Raw genomic sequence first — 25,197 nt, forward strand, 5'->3', positions numbered from 1 at the left:
AAACGCATGTCTTTACCGCAACTCTCGCTTTCAGCCGCACGTCATTTACACCTTGCCGCGCAGGGGCTGCTCAAAAAGCCCCGTCGCCGCGCGCAGCCTGCCGATATCCTCTCTACCGTCCAGCGCATGTCGCTGCTCCAAATCGACACCATTAACATTGTCGCCCGTAGCCCTTACCTGGTGCTGTTTAGCCGCCTGGGGAGTTATCCTCCGCAGTGGCTGGATGAGGCGCTCTCCAAAGGGGAGCTGATGGAGTACTGGGCTCACGAAGCCTGCTTCCTGCCCCGTAGCGATTTCGCCTTGGTACGTCACCGTATGCTTGCTCCGGAAAAGATGGGATGGAAATACCGGCAGGCGTGGATGGAGGAACATGAGGCCGAAATAGAGCAGCTTATCAGCCATATTCAGGAAAACGGCCCCGTTCGATCCGCCGATTTTGAACATCCGCGCAAAGGTGCAGGCGGATGGTGGGAGTGGAAGCCGCACAAGCGCCATCTTGAAGGGTTGTTCACGTCAGGCAAAGTCATGGTCATTGAACGGCGTAATTTTCAGCGCGTTTATGATCTGACGCATCGCGTGATGCCTCACTGGGACGACGAGCGGGATCTGCTTACTCAGGAGGCGGCCGAGGCCATCATGCTGGAGAACAGCGCCCGCAGCCTGGGCATTTTCCGTCCGCAATGGCTGGCAGACTATTACCGCCTCCGTCAGCCTGCGCTGAAGCCTCTGCTGGAGATGTGGCAGCGCGAACAGCGAGTTATTCCCGTTATGGTGGAAACGCTGGGAGAAATGTGGCTGCACGCGGATCTCCTCCCGTTATTGCCTCAGGCCCTGGAGGGCAAACTTCAGGCGACCCACAGCGCGGTATTGTCGCCGTTCGACCCGGTTGTCTGGGACAGAAAACGCGCCGAGCAGCTGTTTGACTTCAGCTACCGGCTGGAATGCTATACCCCGGCGCCAAAGCGGCAATACGGCTACTTTGTTTTACCGCTGCTGCACAAGGGACAACTGGTCGGGCGCATAGATGCCAAAATGCACCGCAAGACCGGCACGCTTGAAGTCATTGCCCTTTATCTGCAAGAGGGCATCAGGGTCACGGCGAGCCTGGAAAAAGGGTTAACGTCCGCCATTTGCGAGTTCGCGCGCTGGCAGGAGGCTCGCGACGTAACGCTTGGCCGGGTACCTGACGGGTTATTCACATCCTGTCGAAGTGGCTGGGAAACAGGCACGCCCTGAAAAGGGAATGTGTTAAGCTTTAGCGATTACCCATACGGAGGAACTATGGATCACCGTTTACTTGAAATTATTGCCTGCCCGGTATGCAACGGCAAACTCTACTACAGCCAGGACAAACAGGAGCTGATCTGCAAGCTGGACAGTCTGGCCTTCCCGCTGCGTGACGGCATTCCGGTACTGCTGGAAAATGAAGCCCGTTCCCTGGTGGCAGAAGAGAGCAAACCATGAGTTTTGTTGTCATTATTCCTGCACGTTATGCCTCAACGCGTCTGCCGGGTAAACCGCTGGTAGATATCAACGGCAAGCCGATGATTGTGCATGTCCTTGAGCGGGCGCGTGAGTCCGGTGCCGACCGCATTATCGTTGCAACCGATCATCCTGATGTCGCCCGTGCGGTTGAGGCCGCAGGCGGTGAGGTGTGCATGACCCGCGCCGATCACCAGTCCGGCACCGAGCGTCTGGCTGAAGTGGTTGAGAAATGTGGTTTCAGTGACGATACGGTCATCGTCAACGTGCAGGGCGACGAGCCGATGATCCCGGCCGTTATTATCCGTCAGGTGGCGGAAAACCTGGCGCAGCGTCAGGTCGGTATGGCGACGCTCGCGGTGCCTATTCACCACGCTGAAGAGGTATTCAATCCGAATGCGGTGAAGGTGGTGATGGATGCCGAAGGCTATGCGCTTTATTTCTCCCGCGCTACGATTCCGTGGGATCGCGATCGCTTTGCGCTCTCTAAAGAGACCATCGGTGATTCTTTCCTGCGTCATATTGGGATCTACGGCTATCGCGCCGGCTTTATTCGCCGCTATGTAGCATGGGCGCCGAGCCCGCTGGAGCATATCGAAATGCTGGAGCAGCTTCGCGTGCTCTGGTATGGCGAAAAAATCCACGTTGCCGTTGCCCGCGAAGTACCGGGAACGGGCGTTGATACGCCGGAAGATCTTGAGCGCGTCCGCGCCGAGTTGCGTTAATCCCGCCTGCATCCCTCCTTTCGGAGGGATGTCCTCTCCCCGCAAATTCCCCTTTCTTTACCCTAATTGATCTCTTCCGGGTGACATCTTCACGCTGTGCGCTCATTATAAAAGCAGTAGTCTTAATGGGGGTAATCTCATATGGAACAGCTGCGTGCCGAACTTAGCCATCTGCTGGGTGAGAAGTTAAGCCGGGTCGAATGCGTGAGTGAAAAGGTCGATACCGCGCTCTGGTCGTTGTATGACGGCCAGGGCAACCCGATGCCGTTGATGGCACGAAGCTTCTCGTCGCCGGGCGTCGCCAGGCAGCTTGCCTGGAAAATGTCGATGCTGGCACGGGAGGGAACCGTCCGTATGCCGACCGTGTACGGCGTGATGACCCACGAGGAACATCCCGGCCCGGACGTACTGCTGATTGAGCGTTTACGCGGTGTGCCGGTAGAAGCGCCCGCGCGTACGCCGGAACGCTGGGAACAGCTTAAAGACCAGATTGTGGAGGCGCTGCTGGCCTGGCACCGACAGGATAGCCGCGGGCTTGTTGGTCCGGTTGACAGCACCCAGGAAAACCTGTGGCCGCTGTGGTATCGCCAGCGGGTGGAAGTGCTGTGGGGGACGCTTAACCAGTTCAACAATACCGGCTTGACCATGCAGGACAAACGTATTCTGTTTCGCACCCGCGAGTGCTTACCGGCGCTGTTCGACGGCTTTAACGACAACTGCGTGCTGATCCACGGCAATTTTACTCTGCGCAGTATGCTCAAAGACTCCCGCAGCGATCAGCTCCTGGCGATGCTAGGGCCGGGGATCATGCTCTGGGCACCGCGGGAATATGAGCTGTTCAGGCTCAGCGACAGCGGGGCGGCGGAAGGTTTACTGTGGCACTACCTTCAACGCGCGCCCGTTGCAGAGGCGTTTCTCTGGCGCCGCTGGCTTTATCTGCTCTGGGATGAAGTGGCGCAGCTGGTCAACACCGGACGTTTCAATCGCGCCAACTTCGATCTGGCGGCTAAATCACTCTTGCCCTGGCTCGCCTGACGAGCCTTTCAGCCACTGCCAGAGGCGTCCGAGCGTCTCGTAGCCAACGCGATCGCTATGCATCAACCACATCGGAGAGGGGATCACCCGTTCCCATGGGTTGAGCGGCGCGCTGATGGCCATCTGGTTTGCCGGTGCGGGAAGCGGGTGCAAACCTTGCTTCTCGAAGAAAATCATCGCTCTTGGCAGGTGCGAGGCGGAGGTCACCAGTAAGAACGGAACATCGCCAATCGCCTGCTTCACCGCGGCAGCCTCTTCCTCGGTATCCTTTGGGCTGTCCAGCGTGATGATAGAGGAACGCGGTACGCCGAGCGATTCCGCGATTCTGGCCCCCGCTTCAGCTGTACTCACCGGGTTGGTTTTGGCCGCTGCGCCGGTGAAGATCATTTTTGATCCCGGATTCGCCAGCCACAGGCGAATACCTTCGTTTAGCCGTGGCAGGCTGTTGTTGATCAGGTTCGAACTGGGGGCCCAGTCAGGGTCCCAGGTATACCCGCCGCCCAGCACAACGATGTAATCAACTTTCTGGTTTCCCTGCCACGTAGGGTACCTGTTTTCGATGGGGCGCAGCAGTCCATCCGCCACTGGCTGCAGGCTCAGCAGCAGCAGGACCAGCCAGCCGAACGTAATAAGCGTTTTGCCACTCTTCTGAAAGCGACTAAACCACACCAGCGCCAGCCCCAGCGCGATGATGATAAGCAGCAGCGGAAGGGGAAGCATCATCCCTCCAACATATTTCTTAAGGGTAAAAAGCATCCTTTTTGGTTCCTTTTTTGACCATACAGCAGATGATTACCGGTGATATTACACCAGAGAGGTTCATTCTCCGCGCGGGTGTGACAAAATAGCGGTTTTGCAGTTAGCGAGTGGAACTCTCCCAATGCGGGATCGCAATTTTGATGACATCGCGGAAAAGTTTTCGCGCAACATTTATGGCACCACGAAAGGGCAGCTCCGTCAGACGATCCTCTGGCAGGATCTGGATACCATTCTGGCGGGCTTTGGCGGCCAAACGTTGCGCGTGCTGGACGCCGGAGGTGGTGAAGGGCAGACGGCCATAAAAATGGCTGAACGTGGCCATCACGTCACGCTTTGCGATCTTTCTGCTGAAATGGTCGCCCGCGCGACGCGTGCGGCAGAAGAGAAAGGTGTGAGCGACAACATGCATTTTATACAATGCGCCGCTCAGGACATCGCGCAGCATTTGGAAACCCAGGTTGATCTGATATTGTTTCATGCGGTGCTGGAGTGGGTTGCCGACCCGCAAAGCGTGTTACAAACCCTGTGGTCAATGTTACGTCCGGGCGGTACGCTGTCGCTGATGTTCTACAATGCTAACGGCTTCCTGATGCACAACATGGTGGCAGGGAACTTCGACTATGTTCAGGTCGGGATGCCGAAAAAGAAAAAACGCACGCTTTCCCCGGACTATCCGCGCGATCCGCAGCAGGTTTACGGCTGGCTGGAAGAGATTGGCTGGCAGATCGTCGGGAAGACGGGCGTCAGGGTGTTTCATGATTATCTGCGTGAAAAACACAAACAGCGTGACTGTTTTGACACCTTAACAGAATTAGAAACGCGGTATTGCCGCCAGGAGCCGTTCGTCAGCCTTGGCCGCTATATTCACGTCACCGCGCACAAGCCGCAGATGCAAGGATAACCTATGAGTGAATTTTCCCAGACAGTCCCCGAACTGGTTGCCTGGGCCAGGAAAAACGATTTCTCCATCTCGCTGCCGGTAGACAGACTCTCTTTCCTGCTGGCGGTTGCCACGCTGAACGGCGAACGGCTGGATGGTGAAATGAGCGAGGGTGAACTGGTGGATGCGTTCCGCCACGTCAGTGATGCGTTTGAGCAAACCAGCGAAACCATTAGCGTGCGTGCCAATAACGCAATCAACGATATGGTGCGTCAACGTCTGCTGAACCGCTTTACCAGCGAGCAGGCGGAAGGAAACGCCATCTATCGCCTGACCCCGCTGGGCATCGGCATCACCGACTACTACATTCGCCAGCGCGAATTTTCCACGCTGCGTCTCTCCATGCAGCTCTCGATCGTGGCGGGTGAGCTTAAACGTGCCGCCGACGCAGCCGATGAAAACGGTGACGAATTCCACTGGCATCGCAACGTTTACGCGCCGCTGAAATACTCGGTGGCCGAGATTTTCGACAGTATCGATCTCACTCAGCGTCTGATGGACGAGCAGCAGCAGCAGGTGAAAGACGATATCGCGCAGCTGCTGAACAAGGACTGGCGTGCGGCCATTTCCAGCTGTGAACTTTTGTTGTCAGAAACCTCCGGTACGCTGCGTGAGCTGCAGGATACGCTGGAGGCCGCAGGGGACAAGCTGCAGGCCAACCTGCTGCGCATCCAGGACGCGACCCTGGCGCACGACGATCTGCATTTTATCGACCGTCTGGTGTTTGATCTGCAGAGCAAACTTGACCGCATTATCAGCTGGGGCCAGCAGTCGATCGATCTGTGGATCGGCTATGACCGCCACGTGCATAAATTTATCCGTACCGCGATTGATATGGATAAAAACCGCGTCTTTGCTCAGCGTCTTCGTCAGTCGGTACAGACCTACTTTGATGCACCGTGGGCGCTGACCTATGCCAATGCCGATCGTCTGTTGGATATGCGCGACGAAGAGATGGCGCTGCGCGATGAAGAGGTCACCGGTGAACTGCCGCCGGATCTGGAGTACGAAGAATTCAACGAAATTCGTGAGCAACTTGCGGCGATGATCGAAGAACAGCTCGCCGTCTACAAAACCAGACAAGCGCCGCTGGATCTTGGGCTCGTGGTGCGCGACTATCTGGCGCAATATCCGCGCGCGCGCCACTTCGACGTTGCCCGCATTGTGGTAGACCAGGCGGTGCGCCTGGGTATCGCGCAAGCAGACTTCACCGGACTGCCGCCGAAGTGGCAGCCAATTAACGATTACGGAGCCAAGGTACAGGCGCATGTCATTGACAAATATTGAACAAGTGATGCCAGTTAAGCTGGCACAGGCGCTGGCGAATCCGTTATTTCCGGCGCTGGACAGCCAGCTGCGTGCCGGTCGTCACATTGGCCTGGACGAGCTGGATAATCACGCCTTTTTGATGGACTTTCAGGAGTACCTGGAAGAGTTTTACACCCGCTATAACGTGGAGCTTATCCGCGCGCCGGAAGGCTTTTTCTATCTGCGCCCGCGTTCCACGACCCTGATCCCGCGCTCCGTGCTCTCCGAGCTGGACATGATGGTTGGCAAAATTCTTTGCTATCTCTACCTCAGCCCGGAACGCCTGGCAAATGAAGGCATCTTCACCCAGCAGGAGCTGTACGATGAACTGCTGACGCTGGCGGATGAGAGCAAGCTGCTTAAGCTGGTGAATAACCGTTCGACGGGGTCGGATCTTGACCGTCAAAAATTACAGGAAAAGGTTCGCTCTTCCCTGAACCGTCTGCGCCGTCTGGGGATGGTCTGGTTTATGGGCCACGACAGCAGCAAATTCCGCATCACGGAATCGGTCTTCCGCTTCGGCGCCGACGTGCGTGCGGGCGATGACGCGCGTGAAGCGCAGCTTCGCATGATCCGCGACGGTGAAGCGATGCCGGTGGAAAACCATTTGCAGCTCAATGATGAGCATGAAGAGAATCTGCCGGATAGCGGGGAGGAAGAGTAATGATTGAACGCGGTAAATTTCGCTCACTGACGCTGATTAACTGGAACGGCTTCTTTGCCCGAACCTTCGATCTGGATGAGCTGGTCACGACGCTCTCCGGTGGTAACGGGGCGGGTAAATCCACCACCATGGCGGCGTTTGTAACGGCGCTGATCCCCGACCTGACGCTGCTTCACTTCCGTAACACCACCGAAGCGGGCGCGACAAGCGGCTCCCGCGATAAAGGCCTGCACGGTAAGCTGAAAGCGGGCGTCTGTTATTCCGTGCTGGACGTCATCAACTCCCGTCACCAGCGCGTGGTGGTGGGCGTACGTCTGCAACAGGTTGCCGGCCGCGACCGTAAAGTGGATATCAAACCGTTCGCCATTCAGGGGCTGCCAACCTCCGTACAGCCGACCGCGCTGCTGACGGAAACGCTGAATGAACGCCAGGCGCGCGTCCTGACGCTGCAGGAGCTGAAGGACAAGCTTGAAGCCATCGAAGGGGTGCAGTTTAAGCAGTTCAACTCCATTACCGACTACCACTCCCTGATGTTCGATCTGGGCGTGGTGGCGCGCCGTCTGCGCACCGCTTCAGACCGTAGTAAATACTACCGTCTGATCGAAGCGTCCCTGTACGGCGGTATCTCCAGCGCCATTACCCGTTCCCTGCGTGACTACCTGCTGCCGGAAAACAGCGGCGTGCGTAAGGCCTTCCAGGACATGGAGGCGGCATTGCGTGAAAACCGCATGACGCTGGAAGCGATTCGCGTTACCCAGTCTGACCGCGACCTGTTTAAACACCTGATCAGCGAAGCGACCAACTACGTGGCGGCGGACTATATGCGCCACGCCAACGAGCGCCGCGTCCATCTCGATCAGGCATTAGAATATCGCCGCGAGCTGTTTACCTCCCGTAAACAGCTGGTGGCCGAGCAGTACAAGCACGTCGAAATGGCGCGCGAGCTGGGTGAGCACAACGGTGCCGAAGGCGATCTGGAAGCCGACTACCAGGCCGCCAGCGATCACCTGAACCTGGTGCAGACCGCGCTGCGTCAGCAGGAAAAGATCGAACGCTACGAAGCGGACCTCGATGAGCTGCAAATTCGTCTCGAAGAGCAGAATGAAGTGGTGGCCGAAGCCGCCGAGATGCAGGAAGAGAACGAAGCCCGCGCCGAAGCCGCCGAGCTGGAAGTGGACGAGCTGAAAAGCCAGCTTGCGGACTACCAGCAGGCGCTGGACGTACAGCAGACGCGTGCGATTCAGTACAACCAGGCGCTGCAGGCGCTACAGCGTGCGAAAGAGCTGTGTCATCTGCCGGATCTGACGCCGGAAAGTGCAGACGAGTGGCTGGACACCTTCCAGGCCAAAGAGCAGGAAGCCACCGAGAAACTGCTCTCGCTTGAACAGAAAATGAGCGTCGCGCAAACGGCGCACAGCCAGTTTGAACAGGCTTATCAGCTGGTAGTTGCGATTAACGGCCCGCTGGCGCGTAGCGAAGCCTGGGACGTTGCCCGTGAACTGCTGCGCGACGGCGTCAACCAGCGCCATCTGGCCGAGCAGGTGCAGCCGCTGCGTATGCGCCTGAACGAGCTGGAACAGCGCCTGCGCGAGCAGCAGGAAGCCGAACGTCTGCTGGCCGAGTTCTGCAAGCGTCAGGGTAAACATTACGATTTCGACGAGCTTGAGGCCCTGCATCAGGAGTTGGAAGCGCGTATTGCGGCCCTGTCCGATACCGTATCAAATGCCAGCGAACAGCGTATGACGCTGCGTCAGGAGCTGGAGCAGCTTCAGTCCCGTTCGAAGGCGCTTTTGCAGCGTGCGCCGGTCTGGCTGGCAGCGCAAAGCAGCCTGAACCAGCTCAGCGAACAGTGCGGCGAACAGTTCGAATCCAGCCAGCAGGTGACCGAATACCTGCAACAGCTGCTGGAGCGCGAGCGCGAAGCCATTGTTGAACGTGACGAAGTGGGTGCCCGCAAGCGTGACGTCGATGAAGAAATCGAGCGCTTAAGCCAGCCGGGCGGGTCAGAAGATCCGCGTCTGAACACGTTAGCCGAGCGTTTTGGCGGCGTACTGCTGTCTGAGATTTACGATGACGTTGGCCTGGACGATGCGCCGTACTTCTCCGCGCTGTACGGTCCATCCCGCAACGCAATTGTGGTGCCGGATCTGTCGCTGATTTCTGAGCAGCTCGCAGGGCTGGAAGATTGCCCGGAAGATCTCTACCTGATCGAAGGGGATCCGCAGTCGTTCGATGACAGCGTTTTCAGCGTTGACGAGCTGGAAAAAGCGGTGGTGGTGAAAATCGCCGATCGCCAGTGGCGTTACTCCCGCTTCCCGGAACTGCCGCTGTTTGGCCGCGCCGCGCGCGAAAGCCGCATCGAAAGCCTCCACGCCGAGCGTGAAACGCTGTCTGAACGCTTTGCCACTCTGTCGTTTGACGTACAGAAAACCCAGCGTCTGCACCAGGCGTTCAGCCGCTTTATCGGCAGCCATCTGGGCGTGGCGTTTGAAGCCGACCCGGAAGCGGAAATCCGCAAGCTCAACACCCGCCGTGGCGAGCTGGAGCGCGCGATTGCCAGTCATGAAAGTGACAACCAGCAGAGCCGCGTCCAGTTCGAACAGGCGAAAGAGGGCGTCGCTGCCCTTAACCGCATTCTGCCGCGCCTGAACCTGCTGGCTGATGACACGCTGGCCGACCGCGTGGATGAGATCCAGGAACGTCTGGATGAAGCCCAGGAAGCCGCGCGCTTCGTGCAGCAGCACGGCAACCAGCTGGCGAAGCTGGAGCCCGTCGTGTCTGTACTGCAGAGCGACCCGGAACAGTTCGAGCAGTTAAAAGAAGATTATGCCTGGTCGCAGCAGGTGCAGCGCGAAGCGCGTCAGCAGGCGTTTGCCCTGACGGAAGTGGTGCAGCGTCGTGCGCACTTCGGCTACTCCGATTCGGCTGAAATGCTGAGCGGTAACAGCGACCTGAATGAAAAACTGCGCCAGCGCCTTGAGCAGGCGGAAGCGGAACGTACCCGCGCTCGCGAAGCGATGCGCAGCCACTCCGCTCAGCTGAACCAGTACAACCAGGTACTGGCTTCGCTGAAAAGCTCCTTCGACACCAAGAAAGAGCTGTTAAACGACCTGCAGAAAGAGCTGCAAGACATTGGCGTTCGTGCCGACAGCGGGGCGGAAGAGCGCGCGCGCATTCGTCGTGATGAGCTGCATAGCCAGCTCAGCAATAACCGCGCGCGTCGTAATCAGCTGGAAAAAGCGCTCACCTTCTGCGAAGCGGAAATGGATAACCTGACCCGCCGCCTGCGCAAGCTGGAGCGCGACTATCATGAAATGCGCGAGCAGGTCGTGACGGCGAAAGCGGGCTGGTGCGCCGTGATGCGGATGGTGAAAGACAACAACGTTGAACGACGCCTGCACCGTCGCGAGCTGGCATACCTTTCTGCCGATGAGCTGCGTTCGATGTCGGATAAGGCGCTGGGTGCGCTGCGTCTGGCGGTGGCGGATAACGAACACCTGCGCGATGTGCTGCGCATGTCAGAGGATCCGAAACGTCCTGAACGTAAAATTCAGTTCTTCGTTGCGGTTTATCAGCACCTGCGCGAGCGTATTCGTCAGGACATTATCCGTACCGACGATCCGGTCGAAGCCATCGAACAGATGGAAATTGAGCTGGGCCGTCTGACGGAAGAGTTGACCTCCCGCGAGCAGAAGCTGGCGATCAGCTCCCGCAGCGTGGCGAATATCATTCGCAAAACCATTCAGCGCGAGCAGAACCGTATCCGCCAGCTGAACCAGGGGCTGCAGAGCGTCTCGTTTGGTCAGGTCAACAGCGTGCGTCTTAACGTCAACGTACGTGAAGCCCACGCGACGCTGCTGGACGTGCTCTCTGAGCAGCACGAGCAGCATCAGGATCTGTTCAACAGCAACCGTCTGACCTTCTCCGAAGCGCTGGCGAAGCTGTATCAGCGCCTGAATCCGCAGATTGATATGGGCCAGCGTACGCCGCAAACCATCGGTGAAGAGCTGCTGGACTATCGTAACTACCTGGAAATGGAAGTTGAGGTAAACCGTGGTTCAGACGGCTGGCTGCGTGCGGAATCCGGAGCGCTGTCGACCGGTGAAGCCATTGGTACCGGGATGTCGATTCTGGTGATGGTGGTGCAGAGCTGGGAAGATGAAGCGCGCCGCCTGCGCGGGAAAGACATCTCCCCATGCCGACTGCTGTTCCTCGATGAAGCGGCGCGTCTTGATGCCCGCTCGATTGCCACGCTGTTTGAGCTTTGCGAACGTCTCGATATGCAGCTCATCATTGCGGCACCGGAAAACATCAGCCCTGAAAAAGGCACCACCTATAAGCTGGTGCGTAAAGTGTTCCAGAACAGCGAACACGTGCACGTTGTCGGGCTGCGTGGCTTTGCGCCGCAGCCGCCGGAATCAATGCCGGAAACCACGGCAGACGCTTCCTGAGGCGTTTTGTTACAAAGAGCGGCGCAGAAGCGCCGCTTTTTTTATTCTCTTAACTTGTGTTCAGGGCTGCGTTATCTTTAAACTTCTTTACATAAGGTAAGGCAACAGAGTTGTCGTCTACCTATAATAAAAGAAAGCCCCACCGTGATGGGCATGTCGTGAAAACAGGGGGCAAGGGATGTTGCTAAAGAAAGAATGTGGTCGTCAGCTGCCAGCACTGAGTTTATGTCTGGCAGTGATGTTTGCTCCACTGTTAACCGCCCAGGCCGACGAGCCTGAAATTGTGCCGACTGACAGCACCGCAACGACAGGCGCGCAGCCGACGTCATTGTCTCAGCCGCTGGAACAGTCTACGGCAACGGCCATCATGGCCGGGATTAAGCCGCTGCCGGAAGGCATCGACGTTGAATCGCTCAGCCAGCAGCTCCAGACAGGCCTGCCTTCTGGCTACACGCCTGCCTATATCAATCAGCTCACGCTGCTTTATGCTGCCCGCGATATGAAACCCATGTGGGAAAATCGTGAAGCCGTGCGCGCCTTCCAGCAACAGCTAGCGGAAGTGGCGATTGCGGGATTCCAGCCGCAGTTTACGAAGTGGGTTGAGCTGTTAACCGATCCTGCCGTCACCGGTCAGGCGCGGGACGTGGTCCTTTCCGATGCCATGATGGGCTACCTGCAGTTTGTGGCGGGTATTCCGGTCAATGGCAACCGCTGGCTGTACAGCGATAGGCCCTATAAGCTGGCGACGCCAGCCCTGTCGGTGATTAACCAGTGGCAATTAGCGCTGGATAACGGCGACCTGCCGCGCTTCATTGCCAGCCTCGCGCCGGCGCATCCACAGTATGCCACGATGCACCAGTCGCTCCTCGCGCTGGTGGGGGACTCGCGTCCATGGCCGCAAATGCGGGGGACCGCAACGCTGCGTCCGGGGCAGTGGAGCAGCGATGTGCCAGCCCTGCGCGAGATCCTTAAACGCTCCGGTATTCTTGATGGCGGGCCGAAGATTGCCCTGCCGGGCGACGATCCGCAAAGCGCGGTGGTCAGCCCGTCAGCGCCCGTAAAAGAGAACAAGGCCACTACCCTGAGCAATAAGCCCGAGGCTTACGATCGCGAGCTGGTCGCCGCGGTTAAACAGTTCCAGGCCGCTCAGGGGCTGGGAGCCGATGGCGTCATTGGACCCTCAACGCGTGACTGGCTTAACGTATCGCCTGCGCAGCGGGCCGGGGTGCTGGCGCTTAATATTCAGCGTCTGCGTTTGCTGCCGGGCACGCTGTCTACCGGCATTATGGTCAATATCCCTGCCTATTCACTGGTTTATTATCAGGATGGTAGCGAGAAGCTGGCCTCGCGCGTGATTGTCGGGCGTCCGGATCGCAAAACGCCGATGATGAGCAGCGCGTTAAATAACGTGGTGGTTAACCCGCCGTGGAACGTGCCGCCGACGCTGGCGCGTAAGGACATTCTACCTAAGGTCTGGAACGATCCGGGTTATCTGGAACGTCACGGCTATACGGTCATGCGTGGCTGGAACAGTAAAGAGGCGATCGATCCTTACATGGTCGACTGGTCGACGATCACGGCCTCCAACCTGCCGTTCCGCTTCCAGCAGGCTCCCGGAGCGCATAACTCGCTGGGGCGCTACAAATTCAACATGCCAAGTTCAGATGCTATCTATCTGCACGATACGCCGAACCACAATCTGTTCCAGAAAGATACCCGGGCACTGAGTTCAGGCTGCGTGCGCGTGAATAAAGCCTCGGAGTTGGCCAACATGCTGCTGCAGGATGCGGGCTGGAACGATACGCGTATTTCTGACGCCCTGAAGCAGGGTGATACGCGCTACGTGAATATTCGCCACAACATTCCGGTTAATCTTTATTATCTGACAGCATTTGTGGGTGAAGACGGTCGCACTCAGTACCGTACAGATATTTACAATTATGATCTCACCGCGCGATCCGGCGCACAAATTTTGCCAAAAGCGGAACAATTAATCAGGTAAATGAAGTAGTTCGGGAAAAATGATTGTCGTAAGTTATGGTGAATCGGGGCCAATATCGCTGTAAGCCGCGTATTCACTGGGGTTGGGCGCCTTGACGTACCCTGTTTTGCCAGTTAAGGTGCCCTTCGTGCGCTAAGCATATTACGATTTCTTTGACCTGTAGACCTGATTATCATGGACAAATTTGACGCTAATCGCCGCAAGCTGCTGGCGTTAGGTGGTGTTGCGCTTGGCGCAGCGGCCATCTTACCGACGCCAGCATTTGCCACCCTCTCGACACCTCGTCCGCGCGTTTTAACGCTCAGCAATCTTCACACCGGTGAGTCGCTAAAAGCGGAGTTTTTCGATGGCAGAGGCTATATTCAGGATGAATTAGCAAGACTCAACCATTTTTTCCGTGATTTCCGCGCGAATAAAGTAAAAGCCATCGACCCAGGACTGTTTGATCAGCTTTTCCGCCTTCAGGGCCTGCTGGGCACCAGCAAGCCGGTGCAGCTTATTTCTGGTTATCGCTCAATTGATACCAACAATGAACTGCGCGCCCATAGCCGTGGGGTAGCGAAAAAAAGCTACCACACGAAGGGACAGGCAATGGATTTCCACATTGAAGGCGTTTCGTTAGCCAATATTCGCAAAGCCGCGTTATCTATGCGCGCGGGTGGTGTAGGATATTACCCACGTAGCAACTTTGTGCATATTGATACCGGGCCGGTTCGGCACTGGTAATAACGAAACACAGGAGCAGTATGAACTATCGTATTATTCCGGTTACCGCGTTCTCCCAGAACTGTTCATTAATCTGGTGCGAGCAAACCAAACTGGCCGCGCTTGTCGATCCCGGCGGTGACGCTGAGAAAATCAAGCAGGACGTTGCCGACAGCGGCGTGGCGCTGATGCAGATTTTACTGACGCATGGTCACCTCGACCACGTAGGCGCAGCGGCTGAACTGGCTAAACACTACGGTGTGCCGATTTTTGGCCCGGAAAAAGAAGATGAGTTCTGGCTGCAGGGGTTACCCGCCCAAAGCCGCATGTTTGGCCTTGATGAGTGTCTGCCATTGACGCCCGATCGCTGGCTGAACGAAGGAGAGCGCGTTAACGTAGGGAATGTGACTTTACAGGTGTTGCATTGTCCTGGGCATACGCCAGGCCATATCGTCTTCTTTGACGACCAGTCCCGTCTGCTGATTTCCGGCGATGTGATTTTCAAAGGTGGCGTAGGACGCAGCGATTTTCCGCGCGGCGATCACGGGCAGCTGATTCAGTCGATCAAACAGAAGTTATTGCCGCTGGGTGATGACGTAACGTTTATCCCTGGACACGGTCCGATGTCGACGCTGGGCTATGAACGGCTCCATAACCCGTTCCTTCAGGATGAAATGCCTGTCTGGTAACCGGCATAAAAAAAGCCTGCTTAACGCAGGCTTTTTTGTGGGCGCAAATTACAGGACGGCGACAATCGCTTCGCACAGTGGCGCCATGTTGTCAGGGGTCATGCCTGCAACGTTTACGCGGCCAGAGGCTACGGCGTATACGCCAAACTCTTCACGCAGACGCAGAACCTGCTCTTTGGTCAGGCCGCTGAACGAGAACATACCGTTCTGTTTGATGATGAAGCTGAAGTCGCGGTCAGCGCCTTTCTCCGCCAGGGTGTTCACAAACAGCAGGCGCATGCGCTGGATACGCTGACGCATATCGTTCAGCTCTTGTTCCCAAATCGCGCGCAGCGCATCGTTGCTCAGAATGGTCGCAACAACAGACGCACCGTGTGCCGGCGGGTTAGAGTAGTTAGCGCGGATAACGGATTTCATCTGGCTAAACGCGCGATCGACGGTCTCATCGTTAGCCGCAACCAGCGTACAGGCACCTACACGCTCATTGTACAGACCAAAGTTCTTGGAGTAGGAACTGGCAACGATCAGTTCCTGATGCATGGCTGCGAACGCGCGCAGGCCTTCGGCATCTTCTTCCAGACCGCGGGCGAAGCCCTGGTAAGCAAAGTCAAACAGCGGCAGCCAGCCTTTCTCAACGGAGAGCTTCGCCAGGTGTTCCCACTGCTCAAGCGTTGGATCGATACCGGTTGGGTTGTGGCAGCAGCCGTGGAACAGCACCACGTCACCCGCCTGCGCTTCGCTCAGGCTTGAGAGCAGGCCGTCAAAGTCGAGAGCGTGGTTTACCGCATCGTAGTAAGCATATTCGCGCACTTCCAGGCCCGCAGAGTTAAAGACGCTCTTGTGGTTCGGCCAGCTTGGATTGCTCACCCATACGCGCTTAACAGAGGTGTTTTTCGCAAGGAAATCCGCCGCCACGCGCAGCGCGCCGGTACCGCCAGGGGTCTGTGCTGTGCGGGCACGTTTGTCACTCACAATTGCGCTGCCTTTACCGAACAGCAGCTCCTGGGTGCAGCGACCAAATTCAGGGATACCATCAATACCGAGGTAGTTTTTGGTGGTTTCATTTTCCAGCAGATACTGCTCAGCTTTCTTAACGCTGGTCAGTACCGGAGTTTTGCCGGTTTCATCTTTATATACACCAATACCCAGGTTGATTTTGCCAGGGCGGTCGTCGGCACGAAACAGATCGGCCAGGCCCAGAATAGGGTCGGCAGGAGCGGCGGTAATGTTCTCAAACATGACGAAGTTCCATTGTGATTACAGAAGTGAAATCCGCTATCAGGTTAACGGGAGATTTACAAAATGCCAACCGTTTGCGACGAAAAGCGTGCGGCTTTTCAAAAGTCGCCATTATTTTCTCTCAGGCATAAAAAAACAGGGCCGAAGCCCTGTTCATTATGCATATAACAAAGTGGTGTTCTGATTAGAACTGGTAGGTTACACCCACAGCAGCCATATCGTCGTTGCCGTTCAGACCGCCAACAGCTTTCGCGTAGTCGGTGTCTTTATCCAGCAGGTTGATGTAGTAGTCAGCCCACACGTTGAAGTTTTTGTTGAAGTAGTAAGTGGTACCAACCTGGATGAATTTAGCCAGGTCTGCATCGCCACCGCTGAAGCCGCCGACGGCAGCCAGGTCTTTACCTTTGGTCTGCACGTAGGAGATTGCTGGACGCAGGCCGAAGTCGAACTGGTACTGAGCAACCACTTCGAAGTTCTGAGTTTTGTTAGCAAAACCTGCATCACCGCTAGAACCGGTACGGGTGGTGTTACGGGTTTCTGCATAGGTAGTTGCCAGGTAGAGGTTGTTAGCGTCGTATTTCAGACCCACGCCCCATGCTTCAGCTTTATCACCCTGGCCATCAGCTTTCTGGTTCAGAGTACGGTTAGCGTTGCTGTAAGATGCGATTGCACCGAAGCCTTCGCCGAAGTCGTAACCCAGGGAGTAACCTACGCCGTCACCGTTAGAGGTTTTAACGTCAGCACGGTCGTTTTTACCCTGGTACTGTACGCCCAGGCTCAGACCGTCAACCAGACCGAAGAAATCGCTGTTACGGTAGGTCAGCAGGCCGGTGCTGCGGCTGGTCATAAAGTTATCAACGTAGTTACCGCCCCAGGTCATACCGGAGAAGGACGGTGCCATATCGGTGTATGACTCAACGTCGTATACGATACCGTAGTTACGACCGTAGTCGATGCTGCCAGCGTCGCCCGCTTTCAGACCAGCAAAGGCCAGACGGTTTTTGTTAGCCTGAGCGGTGTTCTCAGCCTGGTTAGCCATGAAGCGGTATTCCCACTGGCCGTAACCGGTCAGCTGGTCGTTGATCTGAGTTTCGCCTTTGAAACCGATCTGCGCGTAGGTAGCGTCGTTATTGTTGGTGTCATCGCCGGAGGTCACGAAATCGTGCTCGGCGTTAACTTTACCGTAGAAGTCCAGTTTGTTGCCGTTCTTGTTATAGATTTCTGCAGCGTTAGCTGCACCGGCTACCAGCAGGGCAGGGATTACCACTGCCAGAATATTGCGCTTCATCATTATTTATTACCCTCATTGGTTTTTTTATGACACTCGCCACTGCCGTCAATAAATTCTGTCAATAAATATTTCCGGAACTATTGATGAGAGTTTGGTGTCTTTATGTATCTGACAGGCATCTTTCCATTCACCGAAGCGTTTCGCTAGCCTGAAAGTGCTACAATTCTCAAGATTGAGTTACAGAAAGAAAATATGTGTAACTAAATGTGTATTTTTGGGAACTTTGTGAACCATCTCAAATTTCAGAACCCCCTGGCGAATTAAGCATCGGTTTGTTTCCTATATATATGAATTCCTTATGTTTAATTTGGATAAAGGCAATTCCTATAAACGAATGTTAAACGACTCGTTTTTTCTTATGACCCAAAAAAGACTTCTGGATGGCTGAAAAATTGGTTGAAATTTGTGCTATTACTTCAGAATGTAATAATCGCAATAAGAATGAGGTTAATTTTTTGTGGCTGGATATGTCGCGGAAACAAAACGTAACAGGTAGCGGTTGTGACGGGGTAGAGGTTTAAAAACGCTGACTTTACGCTGACAAAAACTGACAGGGCAGAATAAAATAATGGCCAGCAAATGCTGGCCATTGTCTGTTGCGTTGCTTAGAAGCTGGCGTTGCGTGGTGTACGCGGGAACGGAATTACGTCACGCACGTTCTGAACACCAGTAACGTAGGCGATCAGACGCTCGAAGCCCAGACCGAACCCAGCGTGCGGAACGGTGCCATAACGGCGCAGATCGCGATACCAGCTGTAGTCCGCAGGGTTGAGCCCCATCTCTGCCATGCGCGCGTCAAGCACGTCCAGACGCTCTTCACGCTGAGAACCACCAATGATTTCACCGATGCCCGGCGCCAGTACGTCCATCGCTGCCACGGTTTTCCCGTCTTCGTTAAGGCGCATATAGAAGGCCTTAATGTCTTTCGGGTAGTTTTTAACGACAACCGGCGCTTTGAAATGTTTCTCGGCGAGATAGCGTTCGTGCTCAGACGCCAGATCGACGCCCCAGTAAACCGGGTTCTCAAACTTCTCACCGCATTTCTCAAGGATCGCTACCGCATCGGTATAGTCCACCTGCGCAAAGTCGGCAGAGACGAAACGCTCCAGACGCGCTACAGCATCGCTGTCTACGCGTTCGGCGAAGAACTTCATGTCGTCAGGACGCTCTTCCAGCACCGCTTTGAAGACGTATTTCAGCATCGCTTCTGCGAGACCTGCTACGTCATTCAGATCGGCAAACGCCACTTCCGGCTCCAGCATCCAGAACTCCGCCAGGTGGCGGCTGGTGTTGGAGTTTTCGGCGCGGAAGGTTGGGCCGAAGGTATAGATCTTAGACAGCGCACAGGCGTAGGTTTCGCCGTTGAGCTGGCCGGATACCGTCAGGAAGGCTTCTTTACCAAAGAAGTCTTTGTCGTAGTCGACTTTACCTTCCGGCGTGCGCGGCAGGTTTTCCATGTCCAGCGTCGAGACGCGGAACATTTCGCCTGCGCCTTCCGTATCGGACGCGGTGATCAGCGGGGTAGACACCCAGAAATACCCCTGCTCATCGAAGAAGCGATGCAGCGCCTGGGCCAGCGTATGGCGCACGCGAGCCACCGCACCAATCAGGTTGGTACGCGGACGCAGGTGTGCGACTTCACGCAGGTATTCAATGCTGTGACGTTTTGCCGCCATCGGGTAGGTGTCCGGATCTTCAACCCAGCCGGTCACTTCAATGGCAGAGGCCTGGATCTCGAAACTCTGGCCCTGGCCCGGGGATGCCACAACCACACCGGTGACGATAACGGAACAACCCGTCGTCAGGCGCAGAACGTCATCATTGTAATTGGGCAGAGAATTATTAATGACGGCCTGTACAGGATCAAAGCAGGAACCGTCATAGACGGCAAGGAAGGAGATGCCAGCTTTAGAATCTCGGCGAGTACGCACCCATCCGCGCACGGTGACCTCCTGGTCAACGGCGACACGGCCCTGGAGTACGTCGGCTACAGGCACAACGCTCATAATATTCTCTCTGTTAATAGTCGGAAAAAATAAACACTTGTCCACCCCAAGACGGGGGGATATCTATGTTACCTGCCAACCGCTATCAGACAAGTAAATTTCGCAGTCAAAAGAGAAGAATTGAGAAATAAATAAGGGAAGGGAGCCCTGAAGGCTCCCGTAAGCGCTTAACTGGCTTTTTTGATCTGGGGGAGATCGAACGCTTTGCGCAATGCGCGAACAAACGCTTTGTCATGGCAGATGGTTTTACCCGGGCTGTCGGAGAGCTTTGCCACCGGCTTGCCGTTACATTCCACCAGCTTTATCACGATATTCAGAGGTTTTACCTGAGGAATGTCGCAGGTCAACCGGGTACCGATCCCGAAGCCCAGATTAATTCTGGCATTGAAATGACGATACAGTTCGACGGCTTTTGCCAGGTCGAGATTATCGGAGAAGACCAGCACCTTGCTCATCGGGTCAATGCCGAGTTTTTGGTAATGAGCAATCGCCTTTTCGCCCCATTCAACCGGATCCCCTGAGTCGTGGCGTAACCCCTGGTAACGCTCAGCGAACTCGGGACCAAAGTCGCGCAGGAAGGCATCCATCGTAATACAGTCGGTCAGGGCGATCCCGAGTTGATTCGGGTACTCTTCAAGCCACGCAGCCAGCGCCGCACGCTGGCTGTTAGCCAGGTCCGGGCTAATTTGCTGATGCGCCTGGAACCACTCGTGCGCCTGAGTGCCCATTGGCGTCAGGTTGAGGCGACGCGCCAAATCGTAGTTGCTGGTACCCACGAACCACGGCTCCTGCTGCAGACGTTCAACGATAGCCTGCTGAACCTCGCGAGAGAAGCGGCGACGGGTGCCGAAATCCATCAGGCGGAAGCGCGACATATCCAGCCCTTCGGTCAGCGTTGAGAATGCCTCAAGTTTGTTCTCCAGCGAGGCGACCGCCTGTTCGACGCCCGTTTCAGGCGAACGGTAGCGGTGAGCCAGCTCGCTGATGACGGCCAGAAGCGGCACTTCCCACATGATCACTTCCCGCCACGGACCTTCAAGACGAATATCCAGCTTGCCGTTCTCGTTGGTCACGGTGACCTGTTCAGGCTTATAGCGGAAGTCGCGCAGCCAGTTCAGATAGTCCGCTTTAAAGAAAGGCAGGCCAGAAAGCCACTGATATTCGTCATCGGTGAGCGCCAGATGCTGCATCGCATCGACCTGTTCACGAATGGAGTCTGCGTAGATACCGAGCAAGTCGTCACCACGGCAGCGGAATTCCGCCGCGACGTGAACGTCATAGTAATGGTGGAAAACGGCTTGCTGCATATGCAGTTTATACGCGTCGGTATCCAGCAACGTATGCAGAACCGGAGAAGCGAATTGAGTCATAGGTGCGCTGTAGCATCCTCTCACGGGAGCGTTTAGTACAATAAACAACTCCGGAGTATACCTTGTTTAGTGATTTATTGAACCCCGATCACAACATAAGCACACTTTATGGTCGAGAGCATTTCGTGCCCCGTGTTATACAAATGTAGCGAAAAAGGTGTTTAAGCCTGAAAAGATGAACATTCTGCATAGCGCGTTTTACGCAACAGGAATATATTGAAACGTTACTCGACAAACGATGCATAAGGTTTTCTATGACACAACAGCCACAAGCCAAATACCGCCACGACTACCGTGCGCCGGAATACCTGATTAGCGATATCGACCTGACTTTTGACCTGGATGCCACAAAAACCGTTGTGACGGCGGTAAGCCAGGTGACGCGCCACAGCGCGACTGCCGTACCGCTGCGTCTGGATGGCGAAGACCTGACGCTGGTCTCCCTGCACATTAACGATGAAGCCTGGTCAGATTATAAAGAAGAAGGCAACCAGCTGGTCATCGACAACCTGCCGGAACGCTTTACGCTGCGCATCGTGAATGAAATCAGCCCTGCCGCCAACACGGCGCTGGAAGGGCTCTACCAGTCAGGCGTGGCCCTGTGTACCCAGTGTGAAGCCGAAGGTTTCCGCCACATTACCTGGTACCTGGACCGCCCGGACGTGCTGGCGCGCTTTACCACCAAAATCATTGCCGATAAAACCCTCTATCCGTTCCTGCTATCCAACGGTAACCGCGTGGGTGAGGGCGAGCTGGAAAATGGCCGTCACTGGGTTCAGTGGCAGGATCCGTTCCCGAAACCGTGCTACCTGTTTGCGCTGGTGGCGGGTGATTTCGACGTGCTGCGCGATACCTTCAAAACCCGCTCTGGCCGCGAAGTGGCGCTGGAGTTGTTCGTTGACCGCGGCAACCTTGACCGCGCGCCGTGGGCGATGACTTCACTCATTAACTCCATGAAGTGGGATGAAGAGCGTTTCGGCCTTGAATACGATCTCGACATCTATATGATCGTCGCCGTCGACTTCTTCAACATGGGCGCGATGGAGAATAAAGGCCTTAACATCTTTAACTCCAAGTACGTGCTGGCGCGTACCGATACCGCTACCGATAAAGACTACCTCGATATCGAACGCGTTATCGGCCACGAGTATTTCCATAACTGGACCGGTAACCGCGTCACCTGCCGCGACTGGTTCCAGCTGAGCCTGAAAGAGGGGCTGACCGTCTTCCGCGATCAGGAGTTCAGCTCCGATCTGGGCTCGCGGGCGGTCAACCGCATCAACAACGTGCGCACCATGCGCGGCCTGCAGTTTGCGGAAGATGCCAGCCCAATGGCGCACCCGATCCGTCCGGATAAAGTCATTGAGATGAATAACTTTTACACCCTGACGGTGTACGAGAAGGGCGCTGAAATTATCCGCATGATCCACACCCTGCTGGGTGAAGAGAATTTCCAGAAAGGGATGCAGCTTTACTTCGAACGTCACGACGGCAGCGCGGCTACCTGCGACGACTTCGTGCAGGCGATGGAAGACGCGTCCAACGTTGATCTTTCTCACTTCCGCCGCTGGTACAGCCAGGCCGGGACCCCGATTGTCACCGTTAAGGACGACTACAACCCGGAAACCGAGCAGTACACTCTGACCATCAGCCAGCGCACGCCGCCAACCGCCGAGCAGGAAGAAAAATATCCGCTGCACATTCCGTTCAGTATTGAGCTGTACGACAACGAAGGCAACGTCATCCCGCTGCAGAAGGGCGGCCACCCGGTGCACCACGTGCTGAACGTGACCCAGGCAGAGCAGACCTTTATCTTCGATAACGTCTACTTCCAGCCGGTGCCTGCGCTGCTGTGCGAGTTCTCCGCGCCGGTGAAGCTGGAGTACAAGTGGAGCGACCAGCAGCTGACGTTCCTGATGCGTCACGCCCGCAACGATTTCTCCCGCTGGGACGCGGCGCAGAGCCTGCTGGCAACCTACATCAAGCTTAACGTGAACCGCTACCAGCAGGGCCAGCCGCTGACGCTGCCGGTGCATGTGGCAGACGCGTTCCGCGCTATCCTGCTGGACGAGAAGATTGACCCGGCGCTGGCGGCTGAAATTCTGACGCTGCCGTCCGCGACTGAAATTGCGGAGCTGTTCGACATTATCGACCCGATTGCCATCGTGGCGGTGCGCGAAGCGCTGACCCGCACGCTGGCGACCGAACTGGCGGATGAATTCCTGGCGCTCTACAACGCTAACAAGCTTGACGCGTATCGCGTGGAGCATGCGGATATCGGCAAGCGTACCCTGCGCAATACCTGCCTGCGCTATCTTGCGTTTGGTGAGCCCGAACTGGCGAACGCGCTGGTGAGCAAGCAGTATCACGAAGCGGATAACATGACTGATGCGCTTGCGGCCCTGGCAGCAAGCGTTGCCGCTGAACTGCCGTGCCGCGATGCGCTGATGCAGGAGTATGACGACAAGTGGCACCAGGATGGTCTGGTGATGGACAAGTGGTTTATTCTGCAGGCGACCAGCCCGGCAGCCGATGCGCTTAGTAAGGTTCGCAGCCTGCTGAAGCACCGTTCGTTCACCATGAGCAACCCGAACCGCGTTCGCTCGCTGATTGGCGCATTTGCCAGCAGTAACCCGGCCGCGTTCCACGCCGAAGACGGCAGCGGATACCAGTTTATGGTGGAAATGCTGACCGAGCTGAACAGCCGTAACCCGCAGGTTGCATCACGTCTGATTGAGCCGCTGATCCGCCTGAAACGCTATGATGCGCAGCGTCAGGCGAAGATGCGTGCCGCGCTTGAGCAGCTGAAAGGGCTGGAAAATCTGTCTGGCGATCTGTACGAGAAGATAGCTAAGGCGCTGGCCTGATGTAAAAAAGCCTGGTGGCGCTACGCTAACCGGGCCTACGTGGGGGCGCGGGGCATTGGTTTTCTCCCTCTCCCTGTGGGAGAGGGCCGGGGTGAGGGCATCAGGCATTGGCCTTTATCCGCTGAATCTCCGCTTCCCCACGTTTCATCACCCGATCCAGCACTTCGGCTTCCAGCTCCGCCAGTCTCGCCGAGCCCACGCGACGAGGGCGCGGGATGTCCACCGTCAGATCCAAACCGATTTTCCCGTTTTCTATAAGCAATACCCGGTCCGCCATCGCCACGGCTTCGCTCACGTCATGCGTCACCAGCAGTACCGTAAAGCCGTGCGCCTGCCAGAGGGATTCAATCAGATCCTGCATTTCTATCCGCGTCAGGGCATCAAGAGCGCCGAGCGGCTCATCAAGCAGCAGCAGGCCGGGACGGTGAATCAACGCTCGCGCCAGCGCCACGCGCTGCTTCTGGCCGCCCGACAGCGCCGCAGGCCATTCACCTGCACGGTTTTCCAGCCCGACGGCGGCCAGCGCCTGACGGGCTTCATCCCGCCAGTTGCCTTTGAGCCCCAGCCCGACGTTATCAATCACCGTTTTCCACGGCAGCAGGCGCGCGTCCTGAAACATCATGCGCGTATCGTCCTGAATATTGGCCAGCGGCGTGGTTCCTGCCAGAATCTCTCCTCCGTTAGGGGCCTCCAGCCCGGCTAAAAGACGCAGGAGTGTGCTTTTTCCGCCGCCGCTGCGCCCGACTACAGCCACAAACTGGCCGGCGGGAATGTGCAGATCCAGCCCGTTAAGAATGGTGTTTTCGCCGTAGCGTTTGGTTACGCCGTTAAGCAGCAGCGGCGTGCCCTGATTTAGTCGTGCGGTATTCATGCTTTCGCCTCCTGAAGGGTATAGGCCGGGTTCCAGCGCAGCCAGCTGCGCTCCAGCCACTGTGCGCTGACGTCGGCGAGTTTGCCGAGCAGTGCATACAGAATGATGGCGACCACCACCACGTCCGTTTGCAGGAATTCGCGGGCGTTCATCGCCAGGTAGCCAATACCGGAGTTGGCTGAGATAGTTTCCGCCACAATCAGCGTCAGCCACATCAGGCCGAGCGCAAAGCGCACCCCGACCATAATGGAGGGCAGGGCGCCCGGCAGAATCACGTGAGCAAAGAGGGAAAAACCCGATAAGCCGTAGCTGCGCGCCATCTCCACCAGACCGCGATCGATATTGCGGATGCCGTGCCAGGTGTTGATGTATATCGGGAACAGCGTGCCCAGCGCCACGAGGAAGATTTTGGCGCTCTCATCGATCCCAAACCACAAAATGACCAGCGGGATCAGCGCCAGATGCGGCACGTTGCGCAGCATCTGGATGGAGGTATCCAGCAGCCTTTCCCCCCAGCGTGAAAGGCCGCTGATCAGACCCAGCACCAGACCGATGCTGCCGCCGATGGAAAATCCAATCACCGCGCGCCAGGAGCTGATCGCCAGATGTTGCCACAGCTCTCCGCTGACGCTCAGCGACCAGAACGCTTCGATAACGCCCTCCGGAGAGGGCAAAATGCGGCTCGACAGCCAGCCGGTGGTCGACGCGAGCTGCCAGAGCGCCACGATGCCGACGGGCAAAAACCACGGGGCGGCGCGCAGCAGCCATTTTTGTGAGGTGGCAGACATGGTCA

19 protein-coding genes are annotated in these 25,197 nt (G+C 56.5%); 12 read left to right on the top strand and 7 right to left on the bottom strand.

Annotation, left to right across the window (positions count from 1 at the left end; genetic code table 11):
• Positions 1–6: 6 nt before the first annotated feature.
• The 4 genes from ACMGGH_RS13015 to ACMGGH_RS13030 all read left to right on the top strand — a co-directional run bounded on the left by ACMGGH_RS13015 (position 7) and on the right by ACMGGH_RS13030 (position 3,242).
• Entirely contained in the window at positions 7–1,236 is a 1,230-nt protein-coding gene (locus ACMGGH_RS13015) for a winged helix-turn-helix domain-containing protein (protein WP_232948045.1), read from the top strand.
• Positions 1,237–1,281: 45 nt separating this feature from the next.
• Positions 1,282–1,464, top strand: a complete 183-nt coding sequence (gene ycaR / locus ACMGGH_RS13020; protein ID WP_006174474.1) for a protein YcaR — start codon at positions 1,282–1,284, stop codon at positions 1,462–1,464.
• Entirely contained in the window at positions 1,461–2,207 is a 747-nt protein-coding gene (gene kdsB / locus ACMGGH_RS13025; protein WP_047368214.1) for a 3-deoxy-manno-octulosonate cytidylyltransferase, read from the top strand. The genes ycaR and kdsB overlap by 4 nt, the downstream gene beginning before the upstream one ends.
• Positions 2,208–2,348: 141 nt before the next feature.
• Positions 2,349–3,242, top strand: a complete 894-nt coding sequence (locus ACMGGH_RS13030; protein ID WP_028012574.1) for a YcbJ family phosphotransferase — start codon at positions 2,349–2,351, stop codon at positions 3,240–3,242.
• Here ACMGGH_RS13030 and elyC read toward each other — a convergent pair.
• Complete coding sequence (gene elyC / locus ACMGGH_RS13035; RefSeq protein WP_028012575.1) at positions 3,219–3,998, bottom strand: envelope biogenesis factor ElyC; 780 nt, start codon at positions 3,996–3,998, stop codon at positions 3,219–3,221. The two genes, ACMGGH_RS13030 and elyC, sit on opposite strands and share 24 nt — an antisense overlap.
• Positions 3,999–4,122: 124 nt before the next feature.
• Between elyC and cmoM the strand changes: the two genes are divergently transcribed.
• The 7 genes from cmoM to ACMGGH_RS13070 all read left to right on the top strand — a co-directional run bounded on the left by cmoM (position 4,123) and on the right by ACMGGH_RS13070 (position 14,760).
• The gene (gene cmoM / locus ACMGGH_RS13040) at positions 4,123–4,902 is read left to right on the top strand and encodes a tRNA uridine 5-oxyacetic acid(34) methyltransferase CmoM (protein WP_047368216.1); all 780 of its coding nucleotides are present in this window, start codon (positions 4,123–4,125) and stop codon (positions 4,900–4,902) included.
• 3 nt (positions 4,903–4,905) lie between these two features.
• Positions 4,906–6,228, top strand: a complete 1,323-nt coding sequence (gene mukF, locus ACMGGH_RS13045; RefSeq protein ID WP_041910621.1) for a chromosome partition protein MukF — start codon at positions 4,906–4,908, stop codon at positions 6,226–6,228.
• Positions 6,209–6,913, top strand: coding sequence for a chromosome partition protein MukE (mukE, locus tag ACMGGH_RS13050; RefSeq protein WP_232948046.1), 705 nt, complete (start codon positions 6,209–6,211; stop codon positions 6,911–6,913). The genes mukF and mukE overlap by 20 nt, the downstream gene beginning before the upstream one ends.
• A complete protein-coding gene (gene mukB / locus ACMGGH_RS13055) occupies positions 6,913–11,364 on the top strand; it encodes a chromosome partition protein MukB (RefSeq protein ID WP_232948047.1) in 4,452 nt (1,483 codons plus the stop codon). Before mukE ends, mukB begins: the two co-directional genes overlap by 1 nt.
• Positions 11,365–11,542: 178 nt before the next feature.
• Positions 11,543–13,366, top strand: a complete 1,824-nt coding sequence (ldtD, locus tag ACMGGH_RS13060) for a L,D-transpeptidase (protein WP_232948048.1) — start codon at positions 11,543–11,545, stop codon at positions 13,364–13,366.
• Between the two features lie 174 nt (positions 13,367–13,540).
• Complete coding sequence (locus ACMGGH_RS13065) at positions 13,541–14,092, top strand: YcbK family protein (protein ID WP_028012580.1); 552 nt, start codon at positions 13,541–13,543, stop codon at positions 14,090–14,092.
• Positions 14,093–14,112: 20 nt separating this feature from the next.
• Entirely contained in the window at positions 14,113–14,760 is a 648-nt protein-coding gene (locus tag ACMGGH_RS13070) for an MBL fold metallo-hydrolase (protein ID WP_232948049.1), read from the top strand.
• A 48-nt stretch (positions 14,761–14,808) separates the two neighbouring features.
• Here ACMGGH_RS13070 and aspC read toward each other — a convergent pair whose 3' ends face one another.
• The 4 genes from aspC to pncB form a co-directional block, all read right to left on the bottom strand.
• On the bottom strand, positions 14,809–15,999 hold the full coding sequence (gene aspC / locus ACMGGH_RS13075; RefSeq protein WP_232948050.1) for an aspartate transaminase: 1,191 nt from the start codon (positions 15,997–15,999) through the stop codon (positions 14,809–14,811).
• Between the two features lie 184 nt (positions 16,000–16,183).
• Positions 16,184–17,290 carry a porin gene (locus ACMGGH_RS13080; RefSeq protein WP_028012583.1) on the bottom strand — a complete coding sequence of 369 codons (1,107 nt, stop codon included), beginning with the start codon at positions 17,288–17,290 and terminating at the stop codon, positions 16,184–16,186.
• 605 nt (positions 17,291–17,895) lie between these two features.
• On the bottom strand, positions 17,896–19,296 hold the full coding sequence (gene asnS / locus ACMGGH_RS13085; protein ID WP_028012584.1) for an asparagine--tRNA ligase: 1,401 nt from the start codon (positions 19,294–19,296) through the stop codon (positions 17,896–17,898).
• A 167-nt stretch (positions 19,297–19,463) separates the two neighbouring features.
• Complete coding sequence (gene pncB / locus ACMGGH_RS13090) at positions 19,464–20,666, bottom strand: nicotinate phosphoribosyltransferase (protein WP_045630030.1); 1,203 nt, start codon at positions 20,664–20,666, stop codon at positions 19,464–19,466.
• 254 nt (positions 20,667–20,920) lie between these two features.
• Here pncB and pepN point away from each other — a divergent pair, with 254 nt between their 5' ends.
• Complete coding sequence (pepN, locus tag ACMGGH_RS13095) at positions 20,921–23,533, top strand: aminopeptidase N (protein ID WP_041910613.1); 2,613 nt, start codon at positions 20,921–20,923, stop codon at positions 23,531–23,533.
• A gap of 100 nt (positions 23,534–23,633) precedes the next feature.
• Here pepN and ssuB read toward each other — a convergent pair whose 3' ends face one another.
• Both ssuB and ssuC read right to left on the bottom strand, forming a co-directional pair.
• Positions 23,634–24,404 (bottom strand): aliphatic sulfonates ABC transporter ATP-binding protein, encoded by a 771-nt coding sequence (ssuB, locus tag ACMGGH_RS13100; protein ID WP_041910612.1) that lies wholly within the window; start codon positions 24,402–24,404, stop codon positions 23,634–23,636.
• Entirely contained in the window at positions 24,401–25,192 is a 792-nt protein-coding gene (gene ssuC / locus ACMGGH_RS13105; RefSeq protein WP_028012588.1) for an aliphatic sulfonate ABC transporter permease SsuC, read from the bottom strand. Before ssuC ends, ssuB begins: the two co-directional genes overlap by 4 nt.
• Positions 25,193–25,197 lie beyond the last annotated feature (5 nt).

Origin of the sequence: Enterobacter sp. BNK-16 (assembly GCF_048684955.1) — a bacterium.
Classification (GTDB): domain Bacteria; phylum Pseudomonadota; class Gammaproteobacteria; order Enterobacterales; family Enterobacteriaceae; genus Enterobacter; species Enterobacter bugandensis.

Excerpts from the sequence above, each read along its gene's own strand:
- ACMGGH_RS13015 (WP_232948045.1), top strand. The coding sequence starts at position 7 with ATGTCTTTACCGCAACTCTCGCTTTCAGCCGCACGTCATTTACACCTT.
- ycaR (WP_006174474.1), top strand. The coding sequence starts at position 1,282 with ATGGATCACCGTTTACTTGAAATTATTGCCTGCCCGGTATGCAACGGC.
- kdsB (WP_047368214.1), top strand. The coding sequence starts at position 1,461 with ATGAGTTTTGTTGTCATTATTCCTGCACGTTATGCCTCAACGCGTCTG.
- ACMGGH_RS13030 (WP_028012574.1), top strand. The coding sequence starts at position 2,349 with ATGGAACAGCTGCGTGCCGAACTTAGCCATCTGCTGGGTGAGAAGTTA.
- elyC (WP_028012575.1), bottom strand. The coding sequence starts at position 3,998 with ATGCTTTTTACCCTTAAGAAATATGTTGGAGGGATGATGCTTCCCCTT.
- cmoM (WP_047368216.1), top strand. The coding sequence starts at position 4,123 with ATGCGGGATCGCAATTTTGATGACATCGCGGAAAAGTTTTCGCGCAAC.
- mukF (WP_041910621.1), top strand. The coding sequence starts at position 4,906 with ATGAGTGAATTTTCCCAGACAGTCCCCGAACTGGTTGCCTGGGCCAGG.
- mukE (WP_232948046.1), top strand. The coding sequence starts at position 6,209 with ATGTCATTGACAAATATTGAACAAGTGATGCCAGTTAAGCTGGCACAG.
- mukB (WP_232948047.1), top strand. The coding sequence starts at position 6,913 with ATGATTGAACGCGGTAAATTTCGCTCACTGACGCTGATTAACTGGAAC.
- ldtD (WP_232948048.1), top strand. The coding sequence starts at position 11,543 with ATGTTGCTAAAGAAAGAATGTGGTCGTCAGCTGCCAGCACTGAGTTTA.
- ACMGGH_RS13065 (WP_028012580.1), top strand. The coding sequence starts at position 13,541 with ATGGACAAATTTGACGCTAATCGCCGCAAGCTGCTGGCGTTAGGTGGT.
- ACMGGH_RS13070 (WP_232948049.1), top strand. The coding sequence starts at position 14,113 with ATGAACTATCGTATTATTCCGGTTACCGCGTTCTCCCAGAACTGTTCA.
- aspC (WP_232948050.1), bottom strand. The coding sequence starts at position 15,999 with ATGTTTGAGAACATTACCGCCGCTCCTGCCGACCCTATTCTGGGCCTG.
- ACMGGH_RS13080 (WP_028012583.1), bottom strand. The coding sequence starts at position 17,290 with ATGATGAAGCGCAATATTCTGGCAGTGGTAATCCCTGCCCTGCTGGTA.
- asnS (WP_028012584.1), bottom strand. The coding sequence starts at position 19,296 with ATGAGCGTTGTGCCTGTAGCCGACGTACTCCAGGGCCGTGTCGCCGTT.
- pncB (WP_045630030.1), bottom strand. The coding sequence starts at position 20,666 with ATGACTCAATTCGCTTCTCCGGTTCTGCATACGTTGCTGGATACCGAC.
- pepN (WP_041910613.1), top strand. The coding sequence starts at position 20,921 with ATGACACAACAGCCACAAGCCAAATACCGCCACGACTACCGTGCGCCG.
- ssuB (WP_041910612.1), bottom strand. The coding sequence starts at position 24,404 with ATGAATACCGCACGACTAAATCAGGGCACGCCGCTGCTGCTTAACGGC.
- ssuC (WP_028012588.1), bottom strand. The coding sequence starts at position 25,192 with ATGTCTGCCACCTCACAAAAATGGCTGCTGCGCGCCGCCCCGTGGTTT.